This window comes from Caulobacter sp. Root655, assembly GCF_001427665.1.
Taxonomy (GTDB): Bacteria; Pseudomonadota; Alphaproteobacteria; order Caulobacterales; family Caulobacteraceae; genus Caulobacter.
The window spans coordinates 16,440-28,511 of the sequence record NZ_LMHC01000011.1 but is presented as its reverse complement, the minus strand read 5'-3'; the positions used below and the strand labels follow the sequence as shown (position 1 = coordinate 28,511).

Here is a 12,072-nt window from a genome sequence, read left to right as displayed (position 1 = left end):
CTCGACCACTGCCCACCGCCCGTCAGGTCGCCGGCCGACGTCCCTCCCCGTGCGATGGGGTGAGCTCAGTATCGGGGCGCCCGGAAGGGGTGAGGACGGAGAAAAACGAGAAAATCGTAGGGCGTTGATTTTGCTGGAGGCGAACCCCGTCCATCCCCGTGGCGCGCGGGGATCGACCGCGCCAGGACCGCCGGGCTTGTCCCGAGCCGCGGGATCATCTTACTTCGACATCAACGAATGTCGGGCTCCACAGCGAGGGATTGTCATGCGCCCATGGATCACCAGCCTCGTCGCGGTCGCCAGCCTGACCCTGGCGGCTCCCGGCGCCGGGGCCGCCCCGTCCGCTCCGCCCGCCCCACCCGTGAGAATCGCCGTCGCGCCCGACCCGGTTCTGGCGGCGCGGATCGACAAGGTCATCCACAGCGCCATCGCCGAACACCGCCTGGTCGGGACGGTGGTGCTGGTCGCCCGCGACGGCAAGGTCGTCTATCACCGCGCGGCGGGCCTGGCCGACCGCGAGGCCGGGCGGCCGATGGGCGAGGACGCGGTCTTCCGCTTCTCCTCGGTCACCAAGCCGTTCGTCACGGCGGCCGCCATGCGCCTGGTCGAGGACGGCAAACTGCGCCTGGACGATCCGGTGACGAAATGGCTGCCGGATTTCCGGCCCAAACTGCCCGACGGGACCGAACCGGTCATAACCGTGCGGCAACTTCTGAATCACACCAGCGGCCTGACCTACGGCCTGGCCGAGCCGTCGTCGCACCCCTATCACCAGCTGGGGGTGTCGGACGGCATCGACCTGTCGGGGATCACGCTGGACGAGAACCTGCGCCGCCTGTGCAAGGCGCCGCTGAGCTTCGCGCCCGGTTCGGCCTGGCGCTATTCCCTGGCCATCGACGTGCTGGGCGGGGTGATGGAGAAGGCCACCGGCCAGACCCTGCCCCAGGTGGTCGCCCAGGCCGTCACCACGCCGCTGGGCCTGGCCGACGCCGGCTTCGTGGCCCGCGACCCGGCCCGCCTGGCGACGCCCTATGTCAACGCCCAGCCCGCCCCGACCCGGATGACCGACAACCAGGAGGTCTCGCTGGGAGAAACCGCCGTGCGCTTCGCCCCCAGCCGCGCCACCGACCCCACCGCCTTCCCGTCCGGCGGCGCGGGCATGGTCGGCACGGCCGGCGACGTGCTGGTCTTCCTGGAGACGATCCGCCAGGGCGGCGCGCCGATCCTCAAGCCCGCCACGGTCGCGACGATGATGCAGGACCAGGTCGGCCCGCAGGCGGCGACCCAGGGCCCCGGCTGGGGCTTCGGCTATGGCTGGGCGGTGCTGGACGACCCCACCGTCGCCAACACCCCGCAGCAGGCCGGCACGATCGCTTGGGGCGGCGTCTACGGCCACAGCTGGTTCGTCGATCCCAAGAGCGGCCTGACGGTGGTGGCGATGACCAACACCGCCTTCGAGGGCATGAACGGACCCTTCACGGCGCAGCTGCGGGACGCGGTCTACAGGCGGTGAGGCGAGGCCCTCCCTCCTCCTCCCACCGTCATTCCGGGCCTTGTGCCCGGAACCCCCCTATCCGCCGCAGGTGCAGGGGTGTGGCGCGCCGGCGCGCCAAGGCGCTTCACCGTCGGCTGAACCAGGGGTTCCGGGCACAAGGCCCGGAATGACGGTGGTTAATGAAAGTGAAAACCCCGTCCACGACGAAGCCCCTCTCGGCAAGGGCGTTGGATCACGCCGTGCGCGTTGCGTCGGTCATCGTCGCGGGCCAGTCTTGCCGCATGAAGAACCTTCTCAGATCGACCGTCGCGACCGCCGTCGCCGTGGCCTTCGTTGGCGTCGCGACATCGGCGTTGGCCGCTCCGGATGCCCTATCCTGTTCGGCGAGATGGGGAGAGCCCGGCAAGCCGCTCGTGACCAGCGCCGAGACCGCGCGCTCGATATTCCTGGCCGTGGAGAAGGACTTCTTCCCGCAGGCGGATCGTGATTCCTACCCTGCGGTCGAAGCCAAGGACGAAGGCCAGCGCTGGACCGTGTTCCGCTGGCGCCCGCCAATGACGCTTCCGGGCGGAGGCATCGAGGTCACGCATGGCGGCGGGCAGCTGGAACTGAAAATCGCCAAGTGCGACGCCGCCATATCGGACGTGCATCTTAGTCGTTGAGAGCGCGCACCTCAGGCGCCGACGGGGACATACACTCACTCGCGGCCCCTTGCCAAGCTGGCCGAAGCCTTGGCGTGAGTGTGTGTCCCCGATCTGGGCGCTAAGCCCTACCCCACCGCCTCGAGCCGCGCCAAAGCCGCTTCCAGCTTGGCCTTCGCGGCCTGGGCGTCGGCCAGGCGTTCGCGGTTTTCCTCGACGACCTCTTCCTTGGCCCGGGCCAGGAAGTCGGGGTTGCCGAGCTTCTTGGCGGTCTTGTCGATCTCGCCGAGATGGCCGGCGATCTCCTTGGACAGCCGGGCCTTCTCGGCGGTCAGGTCGATGAACTCGGCGATGGCCAGGGCCCCGGTCGCCTCGCCGAGCACGAACGGCACCGCGCCGGCCGGGGCCGCCTCGGCCTCGCGGGCGCTGTCCAGGCGGGCCAGGGTCAGCAGCAGGTCGCGGTGACGGGCCAGGCGGGCCTTGGTCTCGGGGTTGGCGCCGATCACGGTCAGCGGCGGCTTGGCGCCCGGCGGGACGTTCATCTCGGCGCGCACCGAGCGGATCTCGCCGACCGTCTCGACCAGCCAGCCGATCTCGGCCTCGGCCTCGGGATCGATCCAGCTTTCCGGCAACTCGGGCCAGCGCTCGACGATCAGCATGCCCGTGCGGGGGCTGCCGAACTCGGCGGTCTTGTCCCACAGCTCCTCGGTGATGAACGGCATCACCGGGTGCAGCAGCTTGAGGATCACGTCCAGCGCCCAGGCGGCGGTAGCCCGAGTCTCGGCCTTCGCGGCGGCGTCGTCGCCGTTGAGGATCGGCTTGGCCAGCTCCAGGTACCAGTCGCAGAACACGTTCCAGATGAAGCGGTAGAGCGCGGTGGCGGCGGCGTCGAACGACGGCTCCTCCAGGGCGCGCGTCACCTCGGCGGCGGTCTTGACCGTCTCGCCGCGGATCCACTTGTTGATCGGCTGCTTGACCGAGCCGGGATCGAAACCCTCGACGCGGACGCACTCGTTCATCTGGGCGAAGCGCGAGGCGTTCCACAGCTTGGTACCGAAATTGCGATAACCTTCAATGCGTTGCTTGGACAGCTTGATGTCGCGGGCTTGGCCCGACATCGCCGTCATGGTGAAGCGCACCGCGTCGCAGCCCAGTTCGTCGATCAGGACCAGCGGGTCCATCACATTGCCCTTGGACTTGCTCATCTTGGCGCCCTTTTCGTCACGGACGAGAGCGTTGATGAACACCTGCTTGAACGGGACTTCACCCATGAAGTGAATGCCCATCATCATCATCCGGGCCACCCAGAAGAAGATGATGTCGAAGCCGGTGACCAGGGTGGAGGTCGGGTAGAAGCGCTTGAGGTCGTCGGTGTTCTCGGGCCAGCCCAGGGTCGAGAACGGCCACAGGGCCGAGCTGAACCAGGTGTCGAGGACGTCCTCGTCGCGCCTCAGGATCGGCGCGTCATCGCCATAGTGCAGGATGGCGGCGGCCAGGGCTTCCTCCTCGGTCTCCTCGACGAAGATGTGGCCGTCGGGGCCGAACCAGGCCGGGATGCGGTGGCCCCACCACAGCTGGCGCGAGACGCACCAGGGCTCGATGTTGCGCAGCCATTCGAAATAGGTCTTTTCCCAGTGGCGGGGCTCGAAGACGGTCGCGCCCTCCTCCACCGCCTTCAAGGCCGGCTGGGCCAGGGTCTTGGCGTCGACGTACCACTGGTCGGTCAGATAGGGCTCGATGACCACGCCGGAGCGGTCGCCGTGCGGGACCATGTGGCGGGTCTTCTCGATCTCCTTCAGCCAGCCCTCTTCCTCGGCGCGGGCGACGATGAGCTTGCGGGCGGCGAAGCGGTCCAGGCCCTGGTACTCGGCCGGAACCTCGTCATTGAGCCGCGCGTCGGGCGTCAGGATGTTGAGCGCAGGCAGGCCGTGCCGCTTGCCCACCCCGAAGTCGTTGAAGTCATGCGCCGGCGTGATCTTCACCGCGCCCGAACCCTTGGTCGGGTCGGCATAGTCGTCGGCGACGATCGGGATGCGGCGGCCGACGATCGGCAGGGTCACGAACTTGCCGACCAGGTCCTTGTAGCGTTCGTCCGACGGATGGACGGCCACGCCGGTGTCGCCCAGCATCGTCTCGGGTCGCGTGGTGGCCACGACGATGAAGTCGCGGGTCTCGAACGCCGTGGCCTTGCCATCCTCATCGAAGGCGACCGGATATTGGAAGGTCACGCCGTCGGCCAGCGGATAGGCGAAGTGCCAGTAGTGGCCGTCGGTCTCGCGCTGTTCGACCTCGAGGTCGGAGATGGCGGTCTGGAACTGCGGGTCCCAGTTGACCAGGCGCTTGTCGCGATAGAGCAGGTTCTGCTTGTAAAGCTGGACGAACACCTTGCGGACGGCGGCCGACAGGCCCTCGTCCAGGGTGAAGCGCTCGCGCGACCAGTCGCAACTGGCGCCCAGGCGGCGCAGCTGGTTGACGATCTCGCCGCCGCTTTCGGCCTTCCATTGCCAGACCTTCTCGACGAAGGCCTCGCGGCCCATGTCGCGGCGGCCGACATTGCCGGCGGCGGCCAGCTGGCGCTCGACCACCATCTGGGTGGCGATGCCGGCGTGGTCGGTGCCCGGCAGCCACAGGGCCGCCTTGCCGCGCATGCGGTGGAAGCGCGTCAGCACGTCCTGCAGCGTGTTGTTCAGCGCGTGGCCGATGTGCAAGGACCCCGTGACGTTCGGCGGCGGGATGACGATGGTGAACGCCTCGGCGTTCGGATCCTGGCTCGGCTTGAAGGCCCCGGAGGCCTCCCAGGCGGCGTACAGGCGCGGTTCGACGGATTTGGGATCGAAGGTCTTTTCAAGCATGGCGCTGCGGGTATGCCATCTGCGGCCGCCCGGCGAAACCGGCGGCCTGGGGTTCTGGGGGAAATTTGGACGGAAAAAGGCGGCCGCCGGAGCGACCGCCTTCTCGGATTTCGCGGATTGCCCTGTCCTGCGTCCTTCGAGGCCCACTGCGTGGGCGCCTCAGGATGAGGAATTCAGAAGCAATCCACCGACCTCATCCTGAGGTGCGAAGCGAAGCGCAGCCTCGAAGGACGCAGGGCGGTTAGGCCGCTATACCCCGCGACCGCGGGCGATGCGGTGGACTTCTTCTTCCACCTTGGTCTCGACGATGCGCGGCAGGTTCTGGTCCAGCCACTCCTTGAGCAGCGGCTTGAGCAGCTCGCGGACCACGTCCTCGAGGGTGCGCCCGTCCTTGGGCATCAGCAGGGCCGAACTCAGGCTACCGAAGGCGCTGGCGGCCAGGGTCGAGGCGTGGTCGCCGACCAGGTTCTCGGCGACTTCCTCGCGCGAAAAGGCCGGTTGCGCCGGCGCTTCGAACACCGGCGGCGGCGGCGCGGGTTCCGGCTCGGGTTCGGGCTCCGGCGAATAGACGTCGATGTCGCCCATCGATTCCACCGGCGCGGGCGCCTCGATCGGATCGGTCAGTTCCAGGACGTCGTCCTCGACCTCGGGCTCCTCGGCGACGGGCGCGGCTTCCGGCTCGGGAGCCGGCGCGGCCTCCGCGGGCGCGTCATCTTCCGAGATGATGCGTCGGATGGAGGCGAGGATCTCCTCCATCGTCGGTTCTTGTGAGCTCTGGTCGGACATGTGCGGGCCGTCTCGAAGGGGTACGAATCCTGTGAGCGCCCACCGAGCGCTCGGAGCGATGGTGCAGACTTGCGCGTCTTAAGCAAGCTCAAGCGTCGTTGCCGCGCCGATTCGCCCTACCTGGCGGTCGCGACGGTCTCGCCTTTGACCTTGGTCGAAGGGGCGCCCAGCTTGTCGACGCCCTGCAGCACCGGCTCCCATGGCACCCAGCCGAACGCGTGGTTGACCTTGTCGTAGGACTTGACCGGATCGTAGCGCTCGACGTCCGGCGCCAGGTTGGCGACGTTCAGCACGCCCATGGCCTGCAGCACGCTGGCGCTGGCCACGTACTCATCGCGACGGGCGACGACCAGGGCCACCTCGGCGTTGGCCAGTTCGAGCTGGGCGTTGAGCACGTCCAGGGTGGTGCGCAGGCCGACCTGCTGCTCCTGGCGCACGCCCTCGAAGGCGATCTTGGTGGCGCGGACCTGCTCCTCGTTGGAGATCAGGTTGGCGCGCGAGGCCAGCAGGTTGTTCCAGGCGGTGGAGATCTGCTGCAGGGCGGCGCGCTTGGCGCCCTCGACGGCGATGCGGGCGGCGTTCTCGCGTTCCTTGGCGACACGGACCTGCGACCCGTTCAGGCCGCCGGTGAAGATCGGCACCGAGGCGGTGATCGATCCGCTGAGCGAGCGGTCATAGTCGCCATACTGCCGGCCGGCGCTGTTGTTCTCGCTGGCGTCCCAACCCAGGCCGGCCCGGGCCGAGACGGTCGGACGATAGAGGGCCTTGGCCGCGGCGACCCGCGCGGCGGCGGCCTGTTCGGCGTAGCGGGCCGATTGAACCGACGGGTTGTTCTGGTCGACCAGGTCGAAGGCCTGCTCGACGCTGGTGGGCAGCAGGGCCTTCAGCGAGGGCTCGGGCGCCAGGTCGGTCGGGTTCTGGCCGACCACGGCGGCGTAGGCGGCGCGGCTGGCGGCCAGCAGGGCCTGGGACGACGACAGGCTGGCGCGGGCGGCGGCCAGGCGGGCTTCCGACTGGGCCACGTCGGTGCGGGTGATCTCGCCGACCTCGAAGCGGGCGTTGGATTCCTCCAGCTGGCGGCTCAGGACGTTGACGTTCTCCTGGGCGATGCGCAGGCGCTCCTGGTCGCGACGGACATCGACATAGGACTGGATGACGCCGCCCAGCACCGACTGCTCGACGCTGCGCAGGTCCTCGCGGCCGGCCAGCACGTCGGCCTCGGCGGCCGTCAGGTTGGCGGAGGACCGGCCGCCCGCGTAGAGCGTCTGCCCCAGGCTCAGCGAAGCGCCGCTGCCGGCCGAGTCGGCGTGGCCGCGCGTGCTGGTGACCTGCCCCAGGATGTTCCTGGTCTCGACCGGATCGGCGTAGTTCGTATGGGTGCCGCTGATGCTGGCCGAACCGTTGACCGTGGGCCGGAAGGCCGTCTTGGCCTGCACCACGCCTTCGTCGGTGGCGCGCTGGTTGGCGCGCTGCCCTTGCAGGCTCGGATTGGTCTGATAGGCCAGGGCCAAGGCGTCCGTCAGGGTCTCGGCCTGGGCGGTCGAAACCAGGCCCATCATCAGGCCCATGCTGCAAGCGGCGGCCAACAATCCGGCCCGACGGCTATTCGACATCAAGTTCATCCCCAAGAAACCCACCAAACGCGACGCCCGCGACCTTTATGATCGGCTGTAAGGCGTGAGACCAGAGCTCGCTAGTTAAGCTTTTTTCACGCAGACGTTGCGCGGATATTTCTGGACTGGAAGCGACTAGAAGGCAAAGCCTGGTTCAACGGAGAAGCCCGCCAGCAGCGGCGGCGTGGCGTCGAAAACGGCGCGGCGACCGACGCCGTCCTCGGCATGGACATAGATCACGGCCCGCCCCACCGGCCCGTCGCGCTCGACCACGCCCAGTCGGCCGCCGACCGCCAGGGCCTTGGTCCAGCTGGCCGGAGCGCGCGGCACGGCGCCCTCGCAGATGATCAGGTCGTAGTTGGCGCCCGGCACGGCGGTCAGGTCGTCGCCGTCGAGGCGGGTGACGGCCAGGCCCATCTTCTCCAGCACGGCGGCGGCGTAGGGCGCGGCGATGGCCAGGGCCTTGTCGCCCTCGCGGGGCCGCAGGTTCTGCAGCAGCTTGCCCACCTCGCGCGGGCGCAGCAGCCAGCGGCCGGGGGCGTATTCGACGTCGGCGTCGGCATAGGCCAGATAGGCCTTGCCGGCCGGCACACAGGCCTCGCGCGCCACGACGCGCAAGGCGTCCTGCAAGGGAAGGTCGGTGACGTCGGCCGTGCGAATCTGGCTTTCGACCATGTTGAGGCGCGCGGCGGCGAAATCGGAGCTCATGGAATCCCTCGAAGGGCTAGACTTTCAAGCCGCTTATAGGTCCGCCGCTCGTCTCTAGGCAATCGAGGCTTTTTACTAGCGCGACCGTAGGACGCAGGCGGCGACGGCGGCCCGTCACCACCGCCGAAAACCCGCCACGCGCGCCGCGAAGGCTTCGGCGTCCTCATGGCCGCTCCAGTCGGCGATGGCCGGGGCCAGGGAGGCGGCCTCCAGCAGTTGCCGCTGGGCGTCCTTGTAGCGGGTGGTGCGGGCATAGCGGGCCGTGTCGAGGATCAGCGCCCGCAGCAGCAGGGTCGCGGCCAGCGGATGGCGGCCCTCGATCGCCCGGGCGGCGGGCTCCAGCAGTTCTGGTCGGTCGCCGTCCAGCTCGCCCGACCGGCGCAGCGTCAGGCGGGCGGCGCGGTCCCAGGCGGGCCACTGGACCAGGAAATCCAGGGCGGCGTGCAGGTCGTGGAAGTCCTCGGCATGGGCCAGGGCGCGGTCCTCGGCCTCGACGTCGTCGAAATCAGGCAGGCGCTTGAGGTAGTCGCGCAGCCGCTCCGCCGACAGGCCGCGCTCGAAGCCGGCCCAGCGCATGTCCTGGGCCAGGTCGCCCTGCCCGCGCGCCTCCAGCACGTCGATATAGGCCTCTTCCCAGTCCAGGGCTCCAGGCCCGGGCGGGCTGGGCCGGCCCAGCACCGTCCCGACCAGTTGCGCGAACGAGCCGGGCGTCGCGCGGTCGAGCGCCGCCAACGCCTCGTCCAGCCGGCCCGCCGCCATCAGTCGGCGGGCGATCTGGGCCCCGATCGGCGGCAGCACCGCCTGGGAGTCGGTGAACTGAGCGATATAGCCGTCGACGTCGCCCTGGGCGTCGGCCAGCACCTGGATCGCCGCCTTCAGCGTGGCGCTGACCCGCCGCTGCGAGGCCATGGCCGTCTCGACCCGGGCCCGCAGGGTGGCGATGGCCAGGGCGTTCAAGGCCGGCAGGGCGTTGCGCAGAACCCGCGTCGACAGCCCGGCCCGGCCGCTCAGCAACAGGTCGAACAGCTGGTCGGCCACCACGCGCGGGTCGGACTTGGCCAGGGGCGCGATGGCGGCCACGTCGGCGACGGCGGCCTGGAACACCGCCTCGACCTCGCCCTTGGCGTCCTGGGTGCGGGTGAACACCCCCTCGGCCAGGTCGATGAAGCCGATCATCAGCGGCAGGGCCAGGGCCGGGTCCAGGGCGGTCAGGCGGCCGGCGATCAGGACCCGGATCATGTCGAGTTCGCGCACGAACTCCTTGTGCTTGCGCCAGTGCACCCGGGCCCGGCTGTCGGCGACGGAATCGATGCGCTTGGCCAGTTCGGCGACCAGGTCGCCCGGCCCGACCTCGCCCGCCAGCTCCAGCCGCAGCCGGCGCTTGATCTGGGCATGGCCCTCGGCGACGTCGATCAGCAGTTCGGCCAGCCGCTCGGCGCCCAGGGCGGCCAGGTTCGCCGTCGTCAGGGTCTTGCGCGATCCTGTACGCTTCACCGTCGCCAGCGGAGTTCTCCCGTCACGCCTCAAACCGCCCGCCCAGGCGAGTCGCCAGGTCCGGAAGCGCATCCTCTAGCACGGCGGCATAGGCCAAGGCTGCATGGGGCGCGGCGGCGCCGTGCAGCCGCCTGAAGGCGTCCTCGACCACCATGGCCTGCTGTTCGAGGTTCAGGGCGGCGAACCGGGCTTCGCCGTCCAGGTCGTAGGCATAGGCGGCGAGGCCGTCACCGGCCCGCAACTTGGCCAGCAGCAGGTTCAGGCCGCGCTGCGCCTGCCAGACATGCACCAGTTCGTGGACGAACACCGCCTGCTCGGCCACCAGCACCTCCGGCGCCGCGAAGTCGGGCCGCATCGCGCGGGCCGGCCAGACGATCAACCCGCCGCCGGCCGCGAAGGCGCGGTTCCAGAACGGGATGGCCAGCAGCCGCACCCGCCCGGCGTCGAGGCCGGCGCCGAACACCTGCGCGGCCAGGTCGCGCTCGCCTTGCGTGAGGCGTCGCCAACGGCCGGGTCGTGGAGTTTCGGGAAGCGTGAGCATCAGTGGGCAAACGCCAGTTGTTTCAAGGGCTCCGCCTGGAACGCGACGGGCTCGGGCAGTATGGCGCGATGCGCCGCCGGCCGCCATCGCCGCCCTTGTCGCGGAGCCTCTGTTGGACGACTGGAAGGCGACCTCGGTCCCTGGCCTCGGCCGACGGCGCGCTGGCGTAGGGTTCGAGCCGGATTCGTTCGTCACGAGAATGCCCGTGAGCCTGACGTCCATCGCCCTCCTCCACCGTCATCCCGGGCCTTGTGCCCGGGATCCCTCTATCCGCCGCAGGTGCGGGGGTGTGGCGCGCCAGCGCGCCAAGGCGCTTCACCGTCAGCCGAACCAGGGATCCCGGGCACAAGGCCCGGGATGACGATTCAATAAGGGTGATGACAGGGCGTATTCAGGCTGAACGCTTCAACGGCTCCGCCGGGCAGTGCTCGCGCAGGAAGTCCTCGTGGTTGGGCAGGGTCGCGACGAACTCGGCCAGCATGGGCGCGGACTTGTCGAGCATGTTGTTGATCACGCTGAGCGGAATGCGGTCGACCAGTTGCTGGTAGCGCTGGGGCCGGATGCCCATGCCCTCCATCACCGACTGCCAGCTGGGGGCGCGGAACATGTCGTCCACCCCGTCGCGCAGCACGGCGCCGGCCTTGAACAGGGCGATCCGCTGCTGAAGGCTCTCCGGCAGCTCGACCTTCTGGTATTCGCGCCAGAACGGCGTGTCGTCGCGCTGGGTGACGGCGTAGTGCAGCACCACGAAGTCGCGGATCTCCTCGTAATCGACCGTCATGCGGCGGTTGTACTCGGCCGCCAGGGTCTGGTCGGCGTCCATGTCCGGGAAGAACCGCAGCAGATAGTCCATGCCCTTGTAGATCAGGTGCAGGGCGGTGGATTCCAGCGGCTCGATGAAGCCGCCGGCCAGGCCGATGGCCACGCAGTTCTTGACCCACAGCCGCTCGCGCATGCCGGTCTTGAAATGCACGACCCACGGGTCGCGCAGCACTTCGCCCTCGGTCTGGCTCAGCAGGGTGGCGGTGGCCTCGTCGTCGCTGAGATACTTGCTGGAATAGACGTAGCCGTTGCCGGCCCGGTGCTGCAGCGGGATGCGCCAGCGCCAGCCGAAATCCTGGGCCTGGGCCAGGGTGTAGGGATGGGGCGGGCTGATGTTCTCGGTCTGGGTGGCGACGGCGCGGTCGCACAGCAGCACGTCCGACCAGTCGCGGAACGGCTCGCCCAGGGTCTTGCCGATCAGCAGCGAGCGGAAGCCCGAACAGTCGATGAAGAAGTCGCCGGCCACCTCGCGGCCGTCCTTCATGATCACCTTTTCGATGCCGCCATCCGGACGCGTAACGACGTCGGTGACGATGCCCTCGGTGCGCTTGACGTTCCGCGCCTCGGCGAACTTGCGCAGGTACAGGGCCACCAGCCGGGCGTCGATGTGCAGGGCGTAGTTGGCGTTGGCGATCATCGTGCGCTGCGCCTTGCCCGGCAGCATGAACTTGCCGGTGTCGGCCATCACCGTGGCCGGGGCGAAATCCTGCAGGCCCGAGGGATGGCCGTTCTGCTTGGCCCGCAGCCAGCACTGATAGAACTCGTTGACCTCCAGCGGCCCGCCGATCTGGCCGAACGGGTGATAGTAGACCTCGTCCTTCTTGCGCCAGTTCTCGAAACGGATGGCCAGCTTGAAGGCGGCCTGGGTCTGCTGGATGAAGTCCTGCTCGTCGATGCCCAGGGTGCGGATCAGCTGCAGGAACGGCGGGATGGTCGACTCGCCGACCCCGATCGTGCCGATCTCCTCGGACTCGATCAGCTCGACCTGCGTCGGGCCGTTCTGGAAGTAGTGGCTGAGCATGGCGGCGCAGATCCAGCCTGCCGAGCCGCCGCCGACGATCACGATCTTGTTCAGGTGAGCCATGTGACGTTCCGGTTTCCCGGTTCCCAGAAAATCTTG

9 protein-coding genes are annotated in these 12,072 nt (G+C 69.0%); 2 read left to right on the top strand and 7 right to left on the bottom strand.

Annotated features, from left to right (window positions below; genetic code table 11):
- Window positions 1-265 precede the first annotated feature (265 nt).
- Both ASD79_RS09045 and ASD79_RS09040 read left to right on the top strand, forming a co-directional pair.
- Window positions 266-1,513, top strand: a complete 1,248-nt coding sequence (locus ASD79_RS09045) for a serine hydrolase (RefSeq protein ID WP_056720760.1) — start codon at window positions 266-268, stop codon at window positions 1,511-1,513.
- 161 nt (window positions 1,514-1,674) lie between these two features.
- The gene (locus tag ASD79_RS09040; RefSeq protein ID WP_056720759.1) at window positions 1,675-2,157 is read left to right on the top strand and encodes a hypothetical protein; all 483 of its coding nucleotides are present in this window, start codon (window positions 1,675-1,677) and stop codon (window positions 2,155-2,157) included.
- A gap of 107 nt (window positions 2,158-2,264) precedes the next feature.
- Here ASD79_RS09040 and ASD79_RS09035 read toward each other — a convergent pair whose 3' ends face one another.
- The 7 genes from ASD79_RS09035 to ASD79_RS09005 form a co-directional block, all read right to left on the bottom strand.
- Complete coding sequence (locus ASD79_RS09035; protein ID WP_056720757.1) at window positions 2,265-4,988, bottom strand: valine--tRNA ligase; 2,724 nt, start codon at window positions 4,986-4,988, stop codon at window positions 2,265-2,267.
- Between the two features lie 249 nt (window positions 4,989-5,237).
- Window positions 5,238-5,774 carry a DUF2497 domain-containing protein gene (locus ASD79_RS09030; protein ID WP_056720755.1) on the bottom strand — a complete coding sequence of 179 codons (537 nt, stop codon included), beginning with the start codon at window positions 5,772-5,774 and terminating at the stop codon, window positions 5,238-5,240.
- 116 nt (window positions 5,775-5,890) lie between these two features.
- Window positions 5,891-7,387 carry a TolC family outer membrane protein gene (locus tag ASD79_RS09025; RefSeq protein ID WP_056720767.1) on the bottom strand — a complete coding sequence of 499 codons (1,497 nt, stop codon included), beginning with the start codon at window positions 7,385-7,387 and terminating at the stop codon, window positions 5,891-5,893.
- Between the two features lie 135 nt (window positions 7,388-7,522).
- Window positions 7,523-8,095 (bottom strand): protein-L-isoaspartate O-methyltransferase, encoded by a 573-nt coding sequence (locus ASD79_RS09020; RefSeq protein WP_056720753.1) that lies wholly within the window; start codon window positions 8,093-8,095, stop codon window positions 7,523-7,525.
- Window positions 8,096-8,209: 114 nt separating this feature from the next.
- Window positions 8,210-9,589 carry a DUF6880 family protein gene (locus ASD79_RS09015; RefSeq protein WP_235524378.1) on the bottom strand — a complete coding sequence of 460 codons (1,380 nt, stop codon included), beginning with the start codon at window positions 9,587-9,589 and terminating at the stop codon, window positions 8,210-8,212.
- 22 nt (window positions 9,590-9,611) lie between these two features.
- Complete coding sequence (locus ASD79_RS09010) at window positions 9,612-10,130, bottom strand: hypothetical protein (protein ID WP_056720751.1); 519 nt, start codon at window positions 10,128-10,130, stop codon at window positions 9,612-9,614.
- Between the two features lie 391 nt (window positions 10,131-10,521).
- The gene (locus ASD79_RS09005) at window positions 10,522-12,036 is read right to left on the bottom strand and encodes a tryptophan halogenase family protein (RefSeq protein WP_056720749.1); all 1,515 of its coding nucleotides are present in this window, start codon (window positions 12,034-12,036) and stop codon (window positions 10,522-10,524) included.
- Window positions 12,037-12,072 lie beyond the last annotated feature (36 nt).

Coding starts and splice junctions, on each gene's coding strand:
- ASD79_RS09010 (WP_056720751.1), bottom strand. CDS start 10,130: ATGCTCACGCTTCCCGAAACTCCACGACCCGGCCGTTGGCGACGCCTC.
- ASD79_RS09030 (WP_056720755.1), bottom strand. CDS start 5,774: ATGTCCGACCAGAGCTCACAAGAACCGACGATGGAGGAGATCCTCGCC.
- ASD79_RS09020 (WP_056720753.1), bottom strand. CDS start 8,095: ATGAGCTCCGATTTCGCCGCCGCGCGCCTCAACATGGTCGAAAGCCAG.
- ASD79_RS09040 (WP_056720759.1), top strand. CDS start 1,675: ATGAAAGTGAAAACCCCGTCCACGACGAAGCCCCTCTCGGCAAGGGCG.
- ASD79_RS09035 (WP_056720757.1), bottom strand. CDS start 4,988: ATGCTTGAAAAGACCTTCGATCCCAAATCCGTCGAACCGCGCCTGTAC.
- ASD79_RS09005 (WP_056720749.1), bottom strand. CDS start 12,036: ATGGCTCACCTGAACAAGATCGTGATCGTCGGCGGCGGCTCGGCAGGC.
- ASD79_RS09025 (WP_056720767.1), bottom strand. CDS start 7,387: ATGTCGAATAGCCGTCGGGCCGGATTGTTGGCCGCCGCTTGCAGCATG.
- ASD79_RS09045 (WP_056720760.1), top strand. CDS start 266: ATGCGCCCATGGATCACCAGCCTCGTCGCGGTCGCCAGCCTGACCCTG.